Genomic DNA, 17,261 nt, shown 5'->3' with positions numbered 1-17,261 from the left:
CGGAAACCAGGTGCCGCCCGGAAACGCTTGGAGGCGCCCGGGCCGCCGGTTAGGATTTCCCAGTGACTACGCCGCCGTACCTCATCGAGCAGCTTTCCCTGCCCGCGGACCTTGACGCCGCCGGCCCTGGCACCCCGGACCTTAATGCCGCTGACGCGGCGGAGTTCCGTGAATTCGTAGATCTCTGTGACGAGCTCGCCCTGCAGACCTGGGGAAACCTGGACCGTTCAGCATCCGCGGCGGCCCGGCTCCAGTACTGGCGGGACAACCCCTACAGCCGGCTGCGGCTCTTCTTCGTCCGGGTCGACGGGCGCATGGTGGCCCGCTCGTGGATCCGCTACGAACTGCAGGAAAACCTCAGCAGTGCGCTCCTGCACGTGAACGTTCTCGATTCCTTCGCCGGCCGCGGGATCGGCCGGGCACTGCTGCAGCACGCCGAAGCGCTGGCCGCCGGCGACGGCCGGACCATCCTGCAGACGTTCACGGAACACCCGGCCGATTTCGACGTCGACGGTCCGAACCTCATCAAGCCGGCCACCGGGACCGGGGCGCTTCCGGCCGGTGCGTCCGGCGTCCGGTTTGCCGGACGGGCCGGCTACCGCCTGGAGCAGGTGGAGCGCTTCAGCGCGCTGGAGGTTCCGGCGGCCGTGGACCTCGATGCTCTGGCGCGGGACGCCCTGACCCGCGCGGGGGACTACGAACTCCTGCACTGGAGCGATTCGTGCCCGGAGCAAGATGCCGCCCAGTTGGCCGTGCTGATGTCGCGCATGAGCACCGACGCTCCCACCGGCGCGCTCAGCTACGAGCCGGAAAGGTGGGACGTCGCGCGCGTGCGCCACGTCGAGGACACCTGGCGGCGGGCCGGCCTGTCCTCCCTCGTCGCGGCGGCGCGGCACCGGGACACCGGTGAGCTCGCCGCCTACACCGTCCTTCAGGTCGCCGCCGACAAACCCTGGCTGGCCAGCCAGGACGACACCCTGGTCGCGGCCGGCCACCGGGGCCACCGGCTCGGCATGCTCGTCAAGATCCTCAACCTGCGCCGGCTGCATGACGGCTATCCCGAGGTGCAGCGGGTCATCACCTTCAATGCCGCCGAGAACGACCACATGCTTGGTATCAACATCGCACTGGGCTTCAAGCCGGCGGGGTACGACGGCGAATGGCAGCGCTCTGTTGTAGGGGCCGGTGCGGGCACCCCGAACTGAGCTCCGCAGCGGCCGGGCGCCCAAGGGGCCGGAAACTGGCCCGCGTCACCAATGGAACAGCAGCCCAAACCAGCATATGCTGGCGGTTGAAAGCCCGGTCTGAACCGGGCCGTACCGATGGCGGGTGGCAGAACGGCTGGGATGATGCCCTCTATGGCAGACGATGTACGGATTGAGCAGCTGTGGATCCCCGATTCCCTCGACGCGCCCGATGCCGCTGACTTTCTCGCCGCTATCGAAGTGGGGCGAAGGGTCAGGATGCAGACCTGGGGTACCGATGACCTCGCCTACGCGCCGCAGGAGAAGCTGCTGGAGATGGCGGACCCCTACGAACGCCAGGTGATCCTCGTGGCCAAGGTCGACGGCGTGATCGTCGGGACAGCGGACATCGCCCTGCCGCTTGTAGACAACCTGGACCTTGCCGAATTTACCCTCGACATCCTTCCGGAATACCGGCGCCGGGGTGTGGGGCGGCAACTGCTCGAAGCCGCAGAGCATTTCGCCCGGGACGAGGGCCGCCACACCATCCTGATCGACACCAACCACCCGGGATCGACGCTGACGGACCCGGAGGCCGAGCAGCTGGTGCCCGGCAGCGGTGTCGGGTTCGTCCCGCTGGGAAGCCGCGACGTCGAGTTCGCCCGCCACACCGGGTACACGCTGCAGCACATTGAACAGTTCAGTTCCTGCGCCCTGCCCCTGGACAGCAAGCTCGTCGCCGAACTGGAAGCGGAGGCCGAGGAAGCCAACGCTGGCCGGTACCGCCTGCACCACTGGACGGACCGCTGCCCGGACCAGTGGCTCGAGGCAGTCGCCGCCCTGGAGAACCAGGCAGGCGAAGACGAAGTGCCGGGGCCGGATGCCGAGGAGATGGTGTTCGACGGCGGCATCCTCCGCGAAGCGGAGGAGGTGACCATTGCCCAGGGCCGCCGGACGGTGGTGACCGCCGTCGAGCACATCGCCAGCGGGACTCTCGTGGGACTGACCACCATCAGTGTCCTCGCGCTGCGCCCTGACGTCGTGTTCCAGGATGACACTGTGGTCCTGCAGGAGCACCGCGGCAACAAGCTCGGCCTGCTGATCAAGGTCGCTAACATGGAGCGGCTCAGCGAACAGTTCCCGGACGCGCGGGTCCTCTACACCTGGAACGCCCCGGAGAACCGCTACCTGCTGAAGGTCAACCAGCAGCTGGGGTTCACGACAGCGGGCGTGACCGGTCTCTGGCAGAAGGAACTTCCCAACTTCGGCCCGTCTGTCAGCTGAGGGCCGGTGGCCGGCTCGTGCGCGCTGATTCCCGGGCACGGGCTCCCGAGCGGGCCCGATTTGGAGCACGCGCACGGTGTCCCGTAAGCTGGGAGGACCAAAGACCGTCGGTTGTTGGAAATCCACTCTCCCAAGCAAGACTCACTTCTGCAGTCGCGCCGGGAGAACACAGTAGGTTTCCGGACGAAGGACCCTGAACATAGGGCGGCCGGCGCAGGTGAACGAAGCAAAGCTCCGCGGTCATGGACTGCGTCGAGACAAGCCCCGTGCATCTGCGCGGGGCGTTTTTAGTTTTTAGCTCTTTTGAGCGGGGACCCGGACACACCGGCACTATCCCCGGAAGGAGGGTTATGGCAACGCCTAGCAAGGTTTCAGCAGTAGCTGAGATCACTAACGATTTCAAGGAATCGACCGCCGCTGTCCTGACCGAATACCGTGGGCTCACCGTTGCACAGCTCAAGCAGCTGCGTGTTTCTCTCGGCCAGGAAACCAAGTTCTCGGTCGTCAAGAACACCCTGACCGCTATTGCAGCCAAGGAAGCTGGTGTCGAAGCATTCGACGGTCAGCTCGCCGGCCCCACTGCAATCGCGTTCATCAAGGGTGACGCAGTTGCCGCTGCCAAGAGCCTGACGGATTTTGCCAAGGCCAACAAGCAGCTGGTCATCAAGACCGGTTACTTCGAAGGCAAGGCACTGAACGCCAGCGAAGTTGCTGCCCTGGCAGCACTCGAGTCCCGTGAGCTGCAGCTCGCCAAGGTTGCAGGTGTCCTCAAGGCTCCTGCTGCCGCTGCTGCACGCATCATCGACGCACTGCGCCTCAAGCTTGAAGAAGAGAACGGTGCACCGGCAGCAGCCGAAGCACCCGCCGCTGAAGAAGCTCCCGCAGCAGATGCAGCAGCCGAGGCCGCACCGGCCGAAGCCGCAGCCCCCGAAGAGAACTAACTCTCTTCTCCATAAGACTCCGGTGCGACAGCGGGCCTCAGGCCCGCCGGGCACCACTATAGGAAGGACGCCACACCATGGCGAAGCTCACCAACGAAGAGCTCATTGAAGCTTTCAAGGAACTGACCATCATCGAGCTCTCCGAGTTCGTCAAGCTCTTCGAAGAGACCTTCGAAGTTACCGCTGCTGCTGTTGCCGTTGCCGGCCCCGCCGGTGGCGCTGCTGCTGAGGAAGCCGAAGAGAAGACCGACTTCGACGTCGTCCTCGAAGCTGCTGGCGACAAGAAGATCGCAGTGATCAAGGAAGTTCGCGCCATCACTTCCCTGGGCCTCAAGGAAGCCAAGGACCTGGTTGACAGCGCTCCCAAGGCTGTTCTCGAAGGTGCCACCAAGGAAGCTGCCGAGAAGGCAAAGGAGCAGCTCGAGGCTGCCGGCGCCACCGTTACCCTCAAGTAACTTTCGCCGTCCGGATCCTTCGCGGTCCGCACTGCTTCACGGGAACCCCGTCCACTCCGGTGGGCGGGGTTTCCTGCGTTCCCGGGCCGAACTCCGTCACGGCTTGACGGGATCGATGGACAGAACCTGTACCTCCGGGCGCCGGGTGAACGGAGTGCAAGGATTAGGCAAGGATTTTCTGATACCCCTGTCGCACTTGCTGGCACGCCCCTAGACTCTGGATTTGTGCCCACCGGCCCCCAACGCTCAGGAGTTCACCCACAATGACGGACCCTCACGATTCGTTCTCCCGCCGCGCCATGCTCACAGCAGCCCTCGTGGGCGGGGGCGCCGCCGCTGCCGCGCTGGCCGGGGCCCCGGCAGCACAGGCCGCCGGCAAACAACCAGAAGGGGGCCAGCCCGGCGGCAAGAAACAGTTCACGCTGACCGTGCTCGGTACCACCGATCTGCACAACAACGTCTTCAACTGGGATTACTTCAAGAACACCGCCTACGCCGACACCGCCGGGAACAAGATCGGGATCGCCCAGGCAGCCACCCTGATCCACGCCATGCGGGCCGAGCGCGGCGCCGCGAACACGCTGACCATCGACGCCGGGGACACCATCCAGGGCACGCCACTGGCCTACTACTTCGCCAAGATCAGCCCGATCTCCGCAACCGTGAAACACCCCATGGCGCTGGCCATGAACACGATCGGCTACGACGCCGTGGGGCTGGGCAACCACGAGTTCAACTACGGCATTCCGATTCTGCGCACTTGGGAGAAGCAACTGAACTTCCCGCTCCTGGGTGCCAACGTCCACGACGCCGTCACAGGCGGCCGCGCCTTCACCCCCTACGTCCTCAAACGGGTCAAGACGGACAACGGCTGGCTGACGGTCGGCCTGGTCGGCTTCGTGACGCCGGGGTGCGCGCTCTGGGACCGCGACAACGTCCAGGGGAAGCTCGACTTCAACGGCATCGTCGAAGAGGCCAAAACGGTCATCCCGCAGGTCAAAGCCGCCGGCGCCGACATCGTGATCGTCACGAGCCACTCCGGCGCGACCCCCGGATCGTCCTACGGCGACGCCCTGCCCTTCCCGGAGAATGCTTCCACCCAGCTCGCCGAGGAAGTCCCCGGCATTGATGCCATCCTGGTCGGGCACGCCCATCTGGAAATCCCGGAACGCTTTGTCACCAACAAAGCCACCGGCAAGCAGGTCCTCCTGACCGAGCCGCTCAAATGGGGCATGCGGGTGTCCGTCATGGACCTCGAACTCGCCAGGGAGAAGGACCGGTGGACCGTCACGTCGGCACATTCGCTCCTGCTGGACGCCAAGACGGTCGACGCCGATCCCGCCGTCGTCCGGGCCGTTCAGGCCGGGCACGAGGCCACGGTGAGTTACGTCAACGAGGTGATCGGCACTTCCACGGCCCCGCTCAGCACCGCCACCGCCTGCTGGGAGGACTCCGCCGCGATCGACGCCATCAACTACGTCCAGGCCAGCACCATCAAGGCCGAGCTGGCCAACGGACCCGCGGCGGGGCTGCCCGTGCTGTCCATTGCGGCGGCATTCTCCCGCGCCGTCGACGTCAAGGCCGGACCGCTGACCATCCGCGACGTCGCAGGGCTGTACATCTTCGACAACACCCTGCTCTCCATCAAGGTCACCGGTGCCCAGGTCAAGGACTACCTGGAGTGGTCCGCGCAGTACTTCAAACCGGTGACCGGCACCACGGCCAGGTCCGCGGACGTCACCAACGCCGTGACCGCCGTGGCCCCGAACGGCACACCGGACTATAACTACGACGTCGTCTACGGACTCGACGCTCCGCTGAACTATGAGATCGACCTCGCCCGGCCGGCAGGGGACAGGATCGCCAATCTGAGTTACGGCGGACAGGCGCTGCGGCCCGAGCAGGAATTTGCCCTGGCCATCAACAACTACCGGCAAAGCGGTGGCGGGAACTTCCCGGCCGTCAAGACCGCTCCGGTGCTCTCGAACAGCCAGCAGGAGATCCGGCAGCGCATCATCGACTACGTGGTGGACCACGGCACCCTCGACGTCGCCGTCTTCAGCCAGGCCAACTGGCGGCTCACCGTCAACGGGGCACCGCTCACGGTCACGGCCTGACGCGGCCCAGCAGCGTCGACTGCTCCGTAACTGCCGTTTTCAGCACCCATAAGGGCAGTTACGGAGCAGTCGACGTATCTGGCACCGCCGGGCCCGGCGTTGCTTTTAACCCGGCTGGGCTAGTTGGGTTGGTTCGGCTAACCGGGTTCGGTGATGTCGGCGACGACGGCCCCCAGGGCCGCCGTCAGGGCGTCCGCGTCGACGAACGCGCTGTAGCCGTGTTCCCCGGCTCCCATGGAGATCCGCCGGCCCGTAATGGTCTGGTCGGCGTAGACCGGCCACGGCCGGGTGCTGCCGAGCGGCGTAATGGTCCCGCGCTCGTAGCCGGTGGCCTCGAACGCCGTTTCCGCCGCCGGGAGCGAGAGCTTGTTGACTCCCAGCAGCGCCCGCAGCTTGGGCCAGGAGATCTGCCGGTCGCCGGGCACGAGCGCGAACAGGAAGCTGCCGTCCTTGTGCTTGACCACGAGGGATTTCACGATATCCGCGGGCCGGATCCCGAGGATATCGGCCGCTTCCTCGAGGCTGCGGGCGGCGAGGCGTTCCACGATCTCGACGTCCAAGCCGCGGGCCGCGGCATCGGCCAGGAACCGCTCGCGGCCGCCGCCGGTTGTTGTCTGCTCTGCCATGCCCGCCAAAATCCCTCCCTGGAACTCCTGAACCCGGCGGTTGCCGGGTCAGCCGCAGTTGAGCCCTACTCGCAGTTCAGCCCTGGTCGCAGTCCTGCCCTAGTCCCAGTCCGGCCCTAGTCGCGGTACAGCAGCAGCGCCTCGCCCTGGCCGCCCCCGCCGCACAGCGACACGGCGGCCTTGCCGGTGCCCCGGCGTTTGAGTTCGTGCGCCGCGTGCAGGGCCAACCGCGCGCCGGAGGCCCCGATCGGGTGGCCGAGGGCGATCGCCCCACCGTGGATGTTGCACCGCTCCAGCGGGTAGCCCAGGTCCTTCAGGGACTGCACCGCCACGGAGCCGAACGCCTCATTGATTTCGATGAAGTCGAGGTCGGCGACCGTCCACCCGGCCTTGTCCAGGGCGCTCTTGATGGCGTTGGACGGCTGGGAGTGCAGCGAGTTGTCCGGCCCGGCGACCTGGCCGGGCTTGCCGACCACGGCCAGGTACTCAAGGCCGTTGTCCTCGGCGAACTTCCGGCTGCACAGCACCAGGGCGGCAGCGCCGTCGGACAGGGGAGAGGAGTTGCCCGCGGTGATGGTGCCGTCCGTGACGAACGCCGCGCGCAGGCCGGCCAGCGACTCAACCGTGGTGTCCGGCCGGACGCCTTCGTCGGAGGTGACGGCGATGGGGTCGCCCTTGCGCTGCTTGACGCTCATCGCGGCGATCTCGCCGTCGAAGACGCCGTCCTTGGCGGCCCGGGCGGCGCGCTGGTGCGACTGCGCCGCGACCTCGTCCTGGGAAGCGCGGTCGATGCCGAGGGTCAGGTTCTTGCTTTCTGTCGAGAGCCCCATGGACTGCCCGTCGAAGGCGTCGGTGAGGCCGTCGTGCGCCGCCACGTCCAGGGCCTGGACCGTGCCGTACGCCCAGCCCTGCCGTGAGCCGGGCAGTACGTGCGGGGCGCGGGTCATGGATTCCTGGCCGCCGGCCACCACCACGGTGGCGTCGCCGCTGCGGATCATCCGGGCTGCGTCGATCACGGCGGTGAGGCCTGAGAGGCAGACCTTGTTGATGGTCACCGTGGGGACGTTCCAGCCGATGCCGGCGCCGATGGCGCTCTGGCGGGCCGGGTTCTGGCCCGCCCCGGCCTGCAGGACCTGGCCCATGATCACGCTGTCCACCTGGTCCGCCTTGACGCCGCTGGCGGCCAGGGCGGCCTTGATGGCATGGGAGCCGAGTTCGACGGCGGTGAAGCTGGCCAGCTGCCCGTTCAGGCGCCCCTGGGGGGTGCGGGCGGCGGCAAGGATGACAACGTCGTTGTTGTCTGCAGGATTGCTCATGGTCTTCTCTTCCGATCTACGACGGCTCTATGACGGCTTACTGTCTACGTTATCGTGAGCCCCATCACGTATCCATTCGGCCCCGGGCCGCGCTGCGGCATGACACCGGCCGGACGCCCGGGGAGCGGCTGCACAGACGCTGCACAGCGTCCTCTGTGCAGCGTCGGAGCAACATCCGCCAAACTTCGTGCTTGCAATCCCGCCGGAAGTGGGGTAGACAAGTAGGTTGCTTTGCCGTATCGTAGATATTTGCGTCTTCCCTGTTTACCTTCAGCCTTCATATAGCGGTGGGCTTAGCCTGACAGCTGCTCCATCAATGTGCCGTCTACAACGTGCACCAGCGTGGGCAGCGCGGGTCCCGGGTCATATAGCGGAACCGGACTGGTAGCACTGTGGAGTCATTCTGCAGGGTGCATAACGGGGGAGATCTGACAACGCCTGAAGGTCTGTGGAAGGATCCCTCTTGGTCGCCTCGAGCACCTCTAATGTAAACAACGCTACCGCTATCAATGCCGACAGCACCGATGGTGCCACTCGCCGGCTCTCATTCGCAAAGATTCACGAACCTCTTGATGTTCCGAATCTGCTCGCCCTGCAAACGGACAGCTTTGACTGGCTGGTCGGAAACGAACGCTGGCAGGCGCGCGTGGCGAAGGCCGTCGAAGAAGGCGACCTCAGCGTCGCCACCACCTCGGGTCTGTCTGACATCTTCGAAGAGATCTCCCCGATCGAGGACTTCCAGGGCACCATGTCCCTGAGCTTCTCCGAGCCGGAGTTCGCTGACCCCAAATACACCATGGCCGAGTGCAAGGACCGGGACGCAACGTACTCGGCCCCGCTGTACGTCAAGGCCGAATTCATGAACAACAACACGGGCGAAATCAAGCAGCAGACCGTGTTCATGGGTGACTTCCCGCTGATGACCGAGAAGGGCACCTTCGTCGTCAACGGCACCGAGCGTGTCGTTGTCTCCCAGCTGGTCCGCTCCCCGGGCGCCTACTTCGAGCGCACCGCCGACAAGACCAGTGACAAGGACATCTTCACTGCGAAGATCATCCCCTCCCGCGGCGCCTGGTTCGAACTTGAAATCGACAAGCGCGACCAGGTCGGCGTCCGTCTTGACCGCAAGCGCAAGCAGTCCGTCACCGTGCTGCTGAAGGCCCTCGGCTGGACCGAAGGTCAGATCCTCGAGGAATTCGGCCAGTACGACTCCATGCGCGCGACGCTGGAGAAGGACGCGACCGAGACCCGCGAAGACGCGTTGCTGGACATCTATCGGAAGCTGCGCCCGGGCGAGCCGCCCACGGTTGAGGCTGCCCAGTCCCTGCTGGACAACCTGTACTTCAACTCCAAGCGCTACGATCTGGCCAAGGTCGGCCGTTACAAGATCAACCGCAAGCTTGGCATCGACCGCTCCCTTGGCGACAAGGAAGCTTCGGTCCTGCACGTTGAAGACATCGTGGCCATGATCAAGTTCCTGGTTGCCCTGCACGCCGGCGAGAAGACCCTCATGGGCAAGCGCGACGGCCAGGACCACGAGCTCCGCGTCGAGATCGATGACATCGACCACTTCGGCAACCGCCGCATCCGCGCCGTCGGCGAGCTCATCGAGAACCAGGTCCGCACCGGCCTGTCCCGTATGGAGCGCGTTGTCCGCGAACGCATGACGACCCAGGACGTCGAGGCCATCACGCCGCAGACCCTGATCAACATCCGTCCCGTTGTGGCAGCCATCAAGGAGTTCTTCGGAACTTCCCAGCTGTCCCAGTTCATGGACCAGAACAACCCGCTCTCGGGTCTGACCCACAAGCGCCGCCTGTCCGCGCTTGGCCCGGGTGGTCTGTCCCGTGACCGTGCCGGCATGGAAGTCCGTGACGTGCACCCGTCCCACTACGGACGTATGTGCCCCATCGAAACTCCTGAAGGCCCGAACATTGGTCTGATCGGTTCGCTGGCTTCCTACGGACGCATCAACCCGTTCGGTTTCATCGAAACCCCGTACCGCCTTGTCTCCGAGGGCGTCGTTTCCGATGAGGTCAAGTACCTCACCGCCGACGACGAAGCCGAGGTCCTGATCGCTCAGGCCAACGCCCCGCTCGACGAGAACAAGCGTTTCGCCGAAGAGACCGTCCTGGTCCGTGCCCGCGGTGGTGGAGGCGAGCCCGTACTGGTCCCCGCCGCCGACGTCGAATTCATGGACGTTTCCCCGCGCCAGATGGTGTCCGTGGCAACCGCCCTGATCCCGTTCCTCGAGCATGACGATGCTAACCGTGCACTCATGGGTGCCAACATGCAGCGCCAGGCCGTGCCGCTGGTCCGCTCCGAGGCGCCGTTCGTCGGCACCGGCATGGAGCGCGCCGCCGCCGTCGACGCCGGTGACGTCACCATCGCGAAGAAGGCCGGTGTGGTCACCGAGGTTTCCGCCGAGCTCGTCATTATGCTCAACGACGACGGCACGGAAACCAACTACCGCATCAACAAGTTCGCCCGCTCCAATCAGGGCAACTGCTACAACAACCGTGTCCTGGTGAACGAAGGCCAGCGCCTGGAGGTCGGCGGCATCATCGCTGACGGCCCGGCAACGGACCAGGGTGAGCTCGCCCTCGGTAAGAACCTGCTCGTGGCATTCATGTCATGGGAAGGCCACAACTTCGAGGATGCCATCATCCTGTCCCAGCGCATCGTGGCCGAGGACGTCCTGTCCTCGATCCACATCGAGGAGCACGAGATCGATGCCCGCGACACCAAGCTTGGTGCCGAGGAAATCACCCGTGACATCCCCAACGTGTCTGAGGAAGTCCTGGCAGGCCTGGACGAGCGCGGCATCATCCACATCGGTGCCGAAGTTGAGGCCGGCGACATCCTGGTCGGTAAGGTCACCCCCAAGGGCGAGACCGAGCTGACCCCGGAAGAGCGCCTGCTGCGCGCCATCTTCGGTGAGAAGTCCCGCGAAGTGCGTGACACCTCCTTGAAGGTCCCGCACGGCGAGTCCGGCACCGTGATCGGTGTCCGCGTCTTCGACCGCGACAACGACGACGAGCTGCCCCCGGGCGTCAACCAGCTGGTCCGCGTGTACGTGGCCGCCAAGCGCAAGATCACCGACGGCGACAAGCTCGCCGGCCGTCACGGCAACAAGGGTGTTATCTCCAAGATCCTTCCGATCGAGGACATGCCCTTCCTTGCCGACGGTACCCCCGTTGATATCGTCCTGAACCCGCTGGGTGTTCCGGGCCGTATGAACGTCGGCCAGGTGCTCGAAACGCACCTCGGCTGGGTTGCCAAGACCGGCTGGAAGATCGAAGGCGAGCCCGAGTGGGTCAAGCAGCTGCCGAACCTGCCGCGCGAGAGTGGCCAGACCACTGTTGCAACGCCGGTCTTCGACGGTGCTCGTGAAGAGGAAATCACGGGCCTGCTCGATTCCACCAACGTCACCCGCGACGGCGACCGTCTGATCAACTCCTCAGGCAAGACCCGTCTGTTCGACGGCCGCTCCGGCGAGCCGTTCCCGGATCCGATCTCGGTCGGCTACATGTACATCCTGAAGCTCCACCACCTGGTGGACGACAAGATCCACGCACGCTCCACCGGCCCGTACTCCATGATCACGCAGCAGCCGCTGGGTGGTAAGGCACAGTTCGGTGGCCAGCGCTTCGGTGAAATGGAAGTGTGGGCGCTCGAAGCTTACGGCGCCGCCTACACGCTCCAGGAACTCCTCACGATCAAGTCGGATGATATCCACGGTCGCGTGAAGGTCTACGAAGCCATCGTCAAGGGCGAGAACATCCCCGAGCCGGGCGTTCCTGAGTCCTTCAAGGTCTTGATCAAGGAAATGCAGTCGCTGTGCCTGAACGTGGAAGTGCTTTCCACGGACGGAACCACAATTGAAATGCGTGACTCTGATGACGCAGTCTTCACGGCTGCGGAAGAACTGGGCATCGATCTGTCTCGTGCAGAGCCCAGTTCCGTAGAAGAGGTTTAGCAGGCTTCCGACGGCGGGCGGTTCCCGTCCGCCGTCGGAGTCCTCCCTCTTCCCGTAACCCAAGACTTCAGAATTTAGAGAACAAGAGAGAACAGGGACCATATGTCCAGCGAATCCTCCTTCGGCCTCATGCAGATCGGCCTCGCCACCGCGGAAGACATCCGTGGCTGGTCGTACGGCGAGGTTAAGAAGCCGGAAACCATCAACTACCGCACGCTCAAGCCCGAGAAGGACGGCCTCTTCTGCGAGAAGATCTTCGGCCCGTCCCGCGACTGGGAATGCTACTGCGGCAAGTACAAGCGCGTGCGCTTCAAGGGCATCATCTGCGAGCGGTGTGGCGTTGAAGTCACCCGCGCCAAGGTCCGCCGTGAGCGCATGGGCCACATCGAGCTGGCCGCCCCGGTCACGCACATCTGGTACTTCAAGGGCGTTCCCTCCCGTCTGGGCTACCTCCTTGACCTGGCACCGAAGGACCTCGAAAAGGTCATCTACTTCGCTGCCTACATGATCACGAGCGTGGACGCCGACAGCCGCCACGAAGAACTGCCCAACCTCCAGGTTGAGCACGACATCGAGAAGAAGCAGCTGATCGACAACCGCGACTCGGATATCGCCACGATCGCCCGCGACCTCGAGAACGAGCTTGCCCGTCTCGAAGGCGAAGGCGCCAAGGCTGCCGACAAGAAGAAGGCCCGCGACTCCGCTGACCGCCAGATGGCGAACGTCCGCAAGCGTGCCGATGCCGAAATTGAGCGTCTCGAGCAGGTCTGGGACCGCTTCAAGAACCTTAAGGTCGCCGACCTCGAAGGTGACGAAGGCCTGTACCGCGAACTGCGCGACCGCTACGGCATGTACTTCGAAGGCTCCATGGGTGCCGAGGCCATCAAGAAGCGTCTTGAGAACTTCGACATGCAGGCCGAGTCCGACATGCTGCGCGACATCATCGCCAACGGCAAGGGCCAGCGCAAGACGCGTGCCCTGAAGCGCCTCAAGGTGGTCAACGCCTTCCTGACCACCAACAACAGCCCGCTCGGCATGGTGCTGGACGCCGTCCCGGTGATCCCGCCGGAACTGCGCCCGATGGTCCAGCTGGACGGTGGCCGCTTCGCGACCTCCGACCTCAACGACCTCTACCGCCGCGTGATCAACCGCAACAACCGCCTCAAGCGCCTGCTTGATCTCGGTGCCCCGGAGATCATCGTCAACAACGAGAAGCGCATGCTTCAGGAAGCTGTTGACAGCCTCTTCGACAACGGCCGCCGCGGCCGTCCGGTCACCGGACCGGGCAACCGCCCGCTGAAGTCCCTGAGCGACATGCTCAAGGGCAAGCAGGGTCGTTTCCGCCAGAACCTCCTCGGCAAGCGCGTCGACTACTCCGGCCGTTCGGTCATCGTCGTCGGCCCGCAGCTGAAGCTGCACCAGTGTGGTCTGCCCAAGCAGATGGCCCTGGAGCTCTTCAAGCCGTTCGTGATGAAGCGCCTGGTTGACCTCAACCACGCGCAGAACATCAAGTCGGCCAAGCGCATGGTGGAGCGTTACCGTCCGCAAGTTTGGGACGTGCTCGAAGAGATCATCACCGAGCACCCCGTGTTGCTCAACCGTGCACCTACCCTGCACCGTCTCGGCATCCAGGCGTTCGAGCCGCAGCTCGTCGAAGGCAAGGCAATCCAGCTTCACCCGCTGGTTTGTGGCGCCTTCAACGCCGACTTCGACGGCGACCAGATGGCAGTGCACCTGCCGCTGAGCCCCGAAGCCCAGGCCGAGGCGCGCATCCTGATGCTGTCCTCGAACAACATCCTGAAGCCGTCTGACGGCCGCCCGGTGACCCTGCCGTCGCAGGATATGATCATCGGTCTCTACCACCTGACCACCAAGCGTGTCGGTTCAGCTGGCGAAGGCCGGATCTTCTCCTCGGTTGCGGAAGCCATCATGGCCTACGACCTCCACGAGCTGCACCTGAACTCCAAGGTCAAGATCCGCCTCGAGGGCTTCGTGCCCTACGCCGGCTGGGAAGCCCCGGAGGGCTGGGAGCCCGGTCAGACCACACTGGTCGAGACCTCCCTCGGCCAGGTCATCTTCAACCAGACGCTGCCCGCGGACTACCCGTGGGTTGAAAACGTTGCCGACAAGGGCGAGCTGTCCACGATTGTCAACGACCTCGCCGAGCGCTACCCGAAGGTCGTCACGGCGGCAACGCTGGACAACCTGAAGGATGCCGGTTTCTACTGGGCCACCCGCTCGGGTGTCACCGTTGCCATCTCCGACATCGAGGTGCCCAAGTCCAAGCCGGCGATCCTTGCCGGTTACGAGACCATGGCTGCCAAGATCCAGGGCCAGTACGACAAGGGCCTGATCGACGACGACGAGCGTCGCCAGGAACTGATCGAGATCTGGAACAAGGCCACGAACGAGATCGCCCAGGCGATGCGTGACAGCCTGTCCCCGATGAACACCATCAACCGCATGGTGTCCTCCGGCGCACGTGGTAACTGGATGCAGGTCCGTCAGATCGCGGGTATCCGTGGCCTGGTGGCCAACCCGAAGGGTGAAATCATCCCGCGTCCGATCAAGTCCTCCTACCGTGAGGGCCTGTCGGTGCTGGAATACTTCATCGCCACGCACGGTGCCCGTAAGGGTCTGGCTGACACCGCCCTGCGTACCGCCAACTCGGGTTACCTGACCCGTCGTCTGGTGGACGTCTCGCAGGACGTCATTGTCCGCGAAGAGGACTGCGGCACTGAGCGCGGCCTGGTGACCGCCATCGCCGTCGCTGACGCCAACGGCGAGCTCGTCCTGGACGAGAACGTCGAGAACAGCGCCTACGCCCGTACCCTGGCCGTGGACGTCCTCGACGCCTCGGGCAAGGTCCTGGCAGCGGCCGGCACCGACTGCGGCGACGTCGTCATTGCCGAACTGTTCGCAGCCGGCATCACCGAGGTCAAGGTCCGCTCCGTACTCACCTGTGAGTCCAGCGTCGGCACCTGCGCCCTGTGCTACGGCCGTTCGCTGGCCACGGGCAAGACCGTCGACATCGGTGAGGCAGTCGGCATCATCGCCGCACAGTCCATCGGTGAGCCGGGCACCCAGCTGACCATGCGTACGTTCCACACCGGTGGTGCAGTTTCGGCCAGCGGCGGCGACGACATCACCCAGGGTCTGCCCCGTATCCAGGAGCTCTTCGAAGCCCGTACTCCGAAGGGTGTTGCACCGATTGCTGAAGCAGCCGGCCGCATCGCCATCGAAGAGTCCGAGCGCCAGATGCGCCTGGTCATCACCCCGGATGACGGTTCCGAAGAGATCGCCTACCCGGTGCTGCGCCGTTCACGGCTCCTCATCGAAGACGGCGACCACGTCAGCGTCGGCCAGAAGCTCATCAACGGCCCGGTCGATCCCAAGCAGGTGCTGCGCATCATGGGTCCCCGTGCCGCGCAGAAGTTCCTGGTGGACGAAGTCCAGGGCGTGTACCGCAGCCAGGGCATCGGTATCCACGACAAGCACGTCGAGGTTATCGTCCGCCAGATGCTGCGCCGCGTCACGGTCATCGAGTCCGGTGAATCGGATCTGCTGCCCGGCGAGCTCGCCGAACGCAGCCGTTTCGAAGAGGCCAACCGCCGCGTTGTGTCCGAGGGCAAGACGCCGGCTTCCGGCCGTCCCGAGCTCATGGGCATCACCAAGGCGTCCCTGGCGACCGAGTCCTGGCTGTCCGCAGCTTCCTTCCAGGAAACCACCCGCGTCCTGACGCAGGCGGCCATGGAAGGCAAGAGCGATCCGCTGCTCGGCCTCAAGGAAAACGTCATCATCGGTAAGCTCATCCCGGCCGGCACGGGTCTCCCGCGCTACACCGAGGTCACCGTGGAACCCACTGAAGAAGCAAAGGCCAACCTGTTCACCGGCCCCAGCGCATTCAGTGACTTCTCCTACGACACCCTGGGCGGCGACGGAGCTCCCGAGTTCCACGCCATCCCGCTGGATGACTACGATCTCGGCAGCGACTTCCGCTAGCCGATAGCTCGGCGTCGGGCCCCGTCACCACTCTGCTTTCAGCGGAGCGGGGGCGGGGCCCTTCCTGTCTGCCCAACTAGCTGGCAGTTGAGGTCGTTATGGGTCTCCAAAACGGCCTCAGCTGCGAGTCAGTTGGGTAGCGGGGGCGCGATTAAGGGCTGGGAGCCGCCCGTGGTAGACTGGAGACTAATTGTTATTGTGGCAGTGGATGAGTGCGCCGGTTGCAGCTGAAAAGCTTAACCAGGACGACGTTTCCGGTTTGCAGGGTTCTTGTGCAACGTATGCCACATTTTCGCATGCCTAGGGGCAATTTGGGTCGAAAGTCCTTGGAACCCGGCGTGCGGTCCGACTATTAAGGCTTCGCCTCAGCTGCTCTGGAGAGAACTTCAAGGCTCGGGCGGCGAGGCGCAGCGACAAGAGAGCGTCCGCCAACGGCCGCTCCGGATAAAACGGAGAACACGAGAGTGCCTACGATTAACCAGCTGGTCCGCAAGGGCCGCACGCCTAAGGTCAAAAAGACCAAGGCCCCCGCGCTTAACGGCAGCCCGATGCGTCGCGGTGTTTGCACCCGCGTTTACACGACGACCCCGAAGAAGCCGAACTCGGCTCTGCGTAAGGTTGCACGTGTGCGCCTCAACGGTGGCATTGAAGTCACCGCTTACATCCCCGGTGTAGGCCACAACCTGCAGGAGCACTCCATTGTGCTCGTCCGCGGCGGCCGCGTGAAGGACCTTCCGGGTGTCCGCTACAAGATCGTCCGTGGCGCCCTCGATACCCAGGGTGTCAAGAACCGTAAGCAGGCCCGCAGCCGCTACGGCGCAAAGATGGAGAAGAAGTAATATGCCTCGCAAGGGTCCGGCCCCCAAGCGGCCGCTAGTTCTAGATCCCGTTTACGGCTCCCCGCTGGTTACCCAGCTCATCAACAAGGTGCTGGTTGACGGCAAGAAGTCCACCGCAGAGCGCATCGTTTACGGTGCCCTCGAAGGTGCTCGCGCCAAGTCCGGCGGCGACCCCGTTGCAGCCCTCAAGAAGGCCATGGAGAACGTCAAGCCTTCGCTTGAGGTCCGCTCCCGCCGTGTTGGTGGCGCCACCTACCAGGTTCCGGTCGAGGTCAAGCCGGGTCGCTCGACGGCCCTCGCCCTCCGCTGGCTGGTCGGCTACTCCAAGGCCCGCCGTGAAAAGACGATGACCGAGCGCCTCCAGAACGAGATCCTGGATGCCTCCAACGGTCTCGGTGCCGCTGTGAAGCGTCGCGAAGACACCCACAAGATGGCCGAGTCCAACAAGGCCTTCGCACACTACCGCTGGTAATACTTCCCGGACGCCGCCGGCTCGACTGAGCCGGCGGCGAACGTGC

The 17,261-nt window shown here is 64.6% G+C and carries 11 protein-coding genes; 9 read left to right on the top strand and 2 right to left on the bottom strand.

The window, feature by feature from the left end; translation table 11 throughout:
• The first annotated feature begins 62 nt into the window (after window positions 1-62).
• The 5 genes from C9424_RS01110 to C9424_RS01090 all read left to right on the top strand — a co-directional run bounded on the left by C9424_RS01110 (window position 63) and on the right by C9424_RS01090 (window position 5,981).
• Entirely contained in the window at window positions 63-1,205 is a 1,143-nt protein-coding gene (locus tag C9424_RS01110; protein ID WP_116765106.1) for a GNAT family N-acetyltransferase, read from the top strand.
• 153 nt (window positions 1,206-1,358) lie between these two features.
• On the top strand, window positions 1,359-2,468 hold the full coding sequence (locus C9424_RS01105; protein ID WP_091251966.1) for a GNAT family N-acetyltransferase: 1,110 nt from the start codon (window positions 1,359-1,361) through the stop codon (window positions 2,466-2,468).
• Between the two features lie 350 nt (window positions 2,469-2,818).
• The gene (rplJ, locus tag C9424_RS01100; protein ID WP_091251967.1) at window positions 2,819-3,409 is read left to right on the top strand and encodes a 50S ribosomal protein L10; all 591 of its coding nucleotides are present in this window, start codon (window positions 2,819-2,821) and stop codon (window positions 3,407-3,409) included.
• Between the two features lie 77 nt (window positions 3,410-3,486).
• Entirely contained in the window at window positions 3,487-3,864 is a 378-nt protein-coding gene (rplL, locus tag C9424_RS01095) for a 50S ribosomal protein L7/L12 (RefSeq protein WP_091251969.1), read from the top strand.
• A gap of 263 nt (window positions 3,865-4,127) precedes the next feature.
• The gene (locus C9424_RS01090; protein WP_116765105.1) at window positions 4,128-5,981 is read left to right on the top strand and encodes a bifunctional metallophosphatase/5'-nucleotidase; all 1,854 of its coding nucleotides are present in this window, start codon (window positions 4,128-4,130) and stop codon (window positions 5,979-5,981) included.
• 137 nt (window positions 5,982-6,118) lie between these two features.
• Here the strand turns inward: C9424_RS01090 and C9424_RS01085 are convergent, their stop codons facing one another.
• Together C9424_RS01085 and C9424_RS01080 are read right to left on the bottom strand one after the other, a co-directional pair.
• On the bottom strand, window positions 6,119-6,607 hold the full coding sequence (locus tag C9424_RS01085) for an aminoacyl-tRNA deacylase (RefSeq protein WP_116765104.1): 489 nt from the start codon (window positions 6,605-6,607) through the stop codon (window positions 6,119-6,121).
• Window positions 6,608-6,723: 116 nt separating this feature from the next.
• Window positions 6,724-7,923 (bottom strand): acetyl-CoA C-acetyltransferase, encoded by a 1,200-nt coding sequence (locus C9424_RS01080; protein ID WP_116765103.1) that lies wholly within the window; start codon window positions 7,921-7,923, stop codon window positions 6,724-6,726.
• A 463-nt stretch (window positions 7,924-8,386) separates the two neighbouring features.
• On the opposite strand from C9424_RS01080, the gene rpoB reads away from it, so the two are divergent.
• The 4 genes from rpoB to rpsG all read left to right on the top strand — a co-directional run bounded on the left by rpoB (window position 8,387) and on the right by rpsG (window position 17,215).
• Window positions 8,387-11,902, top strand: coding sequence for a DNA-directed RNA polymerase subunit beta (rpoB, locus tag C9424_RS01075; RefSeq protein WP_116765102.1), 3,516 nt, complete (start codon window positions 8,387-8,389; stop codon window positions 11,900-11,902).
• A gap of 102 nt (window positions 11,903-12,004) precedes the next feature.
• Window positions 12,005-15,904 carry a DNA-directed RNA polymerase subunit beta' gene (locus C9424_RS01070; RefSeq protein WP_116765101.1) on the top strand — a complete coding sequence of 1,300 codons (3,900 nt, stop codon included), beginning with the start codon at window positions 12,005-12,007 and terminating at the stop codon, window positions 15,902-15,904.
• A 464-nt stretch (window positions 15,905-16,368) separates the two neighbouring features.
• Window positions 16,369-16,743, top strand: coding sequence for a 30S ribosomal protein S12 (gene rpsL / locus C9424_RS01065; protein WP_018773658.1), 375 nt, complete (start codon window positions 16,369-16,371; stop codon window positions 16,741-16,743).
• A 1-nt stretch (window position 16,744) separates the two neighbouring features.
• A complete protein-coding gene (gene rpsG / locus C9424_RS01060; protein WP_011692813.1) occupies window positions 16,745-17,215 on the top strand; it encodes a 30S ribosomal protein S7 in 471 nt (156 codons plus the stop codon).
• Window positions 17,216-17,261 lie beyond the last annotated feature (46 nt).

The sequence above is a fragment of the Arthrobacter sp. H-02-3 genome (genome assembly GCF_003097355.1).
GTDB classification, from domain to species: domain Bacteria; phylum Actinomycetota; class Actinomycetes; order Actinomycetales; family Micrococcaceae; genus Arthrobacter; species Arthrobacter humicola.
This window is presented reverse-complemented; position numbering and strand designations above follow the sequence as displayed.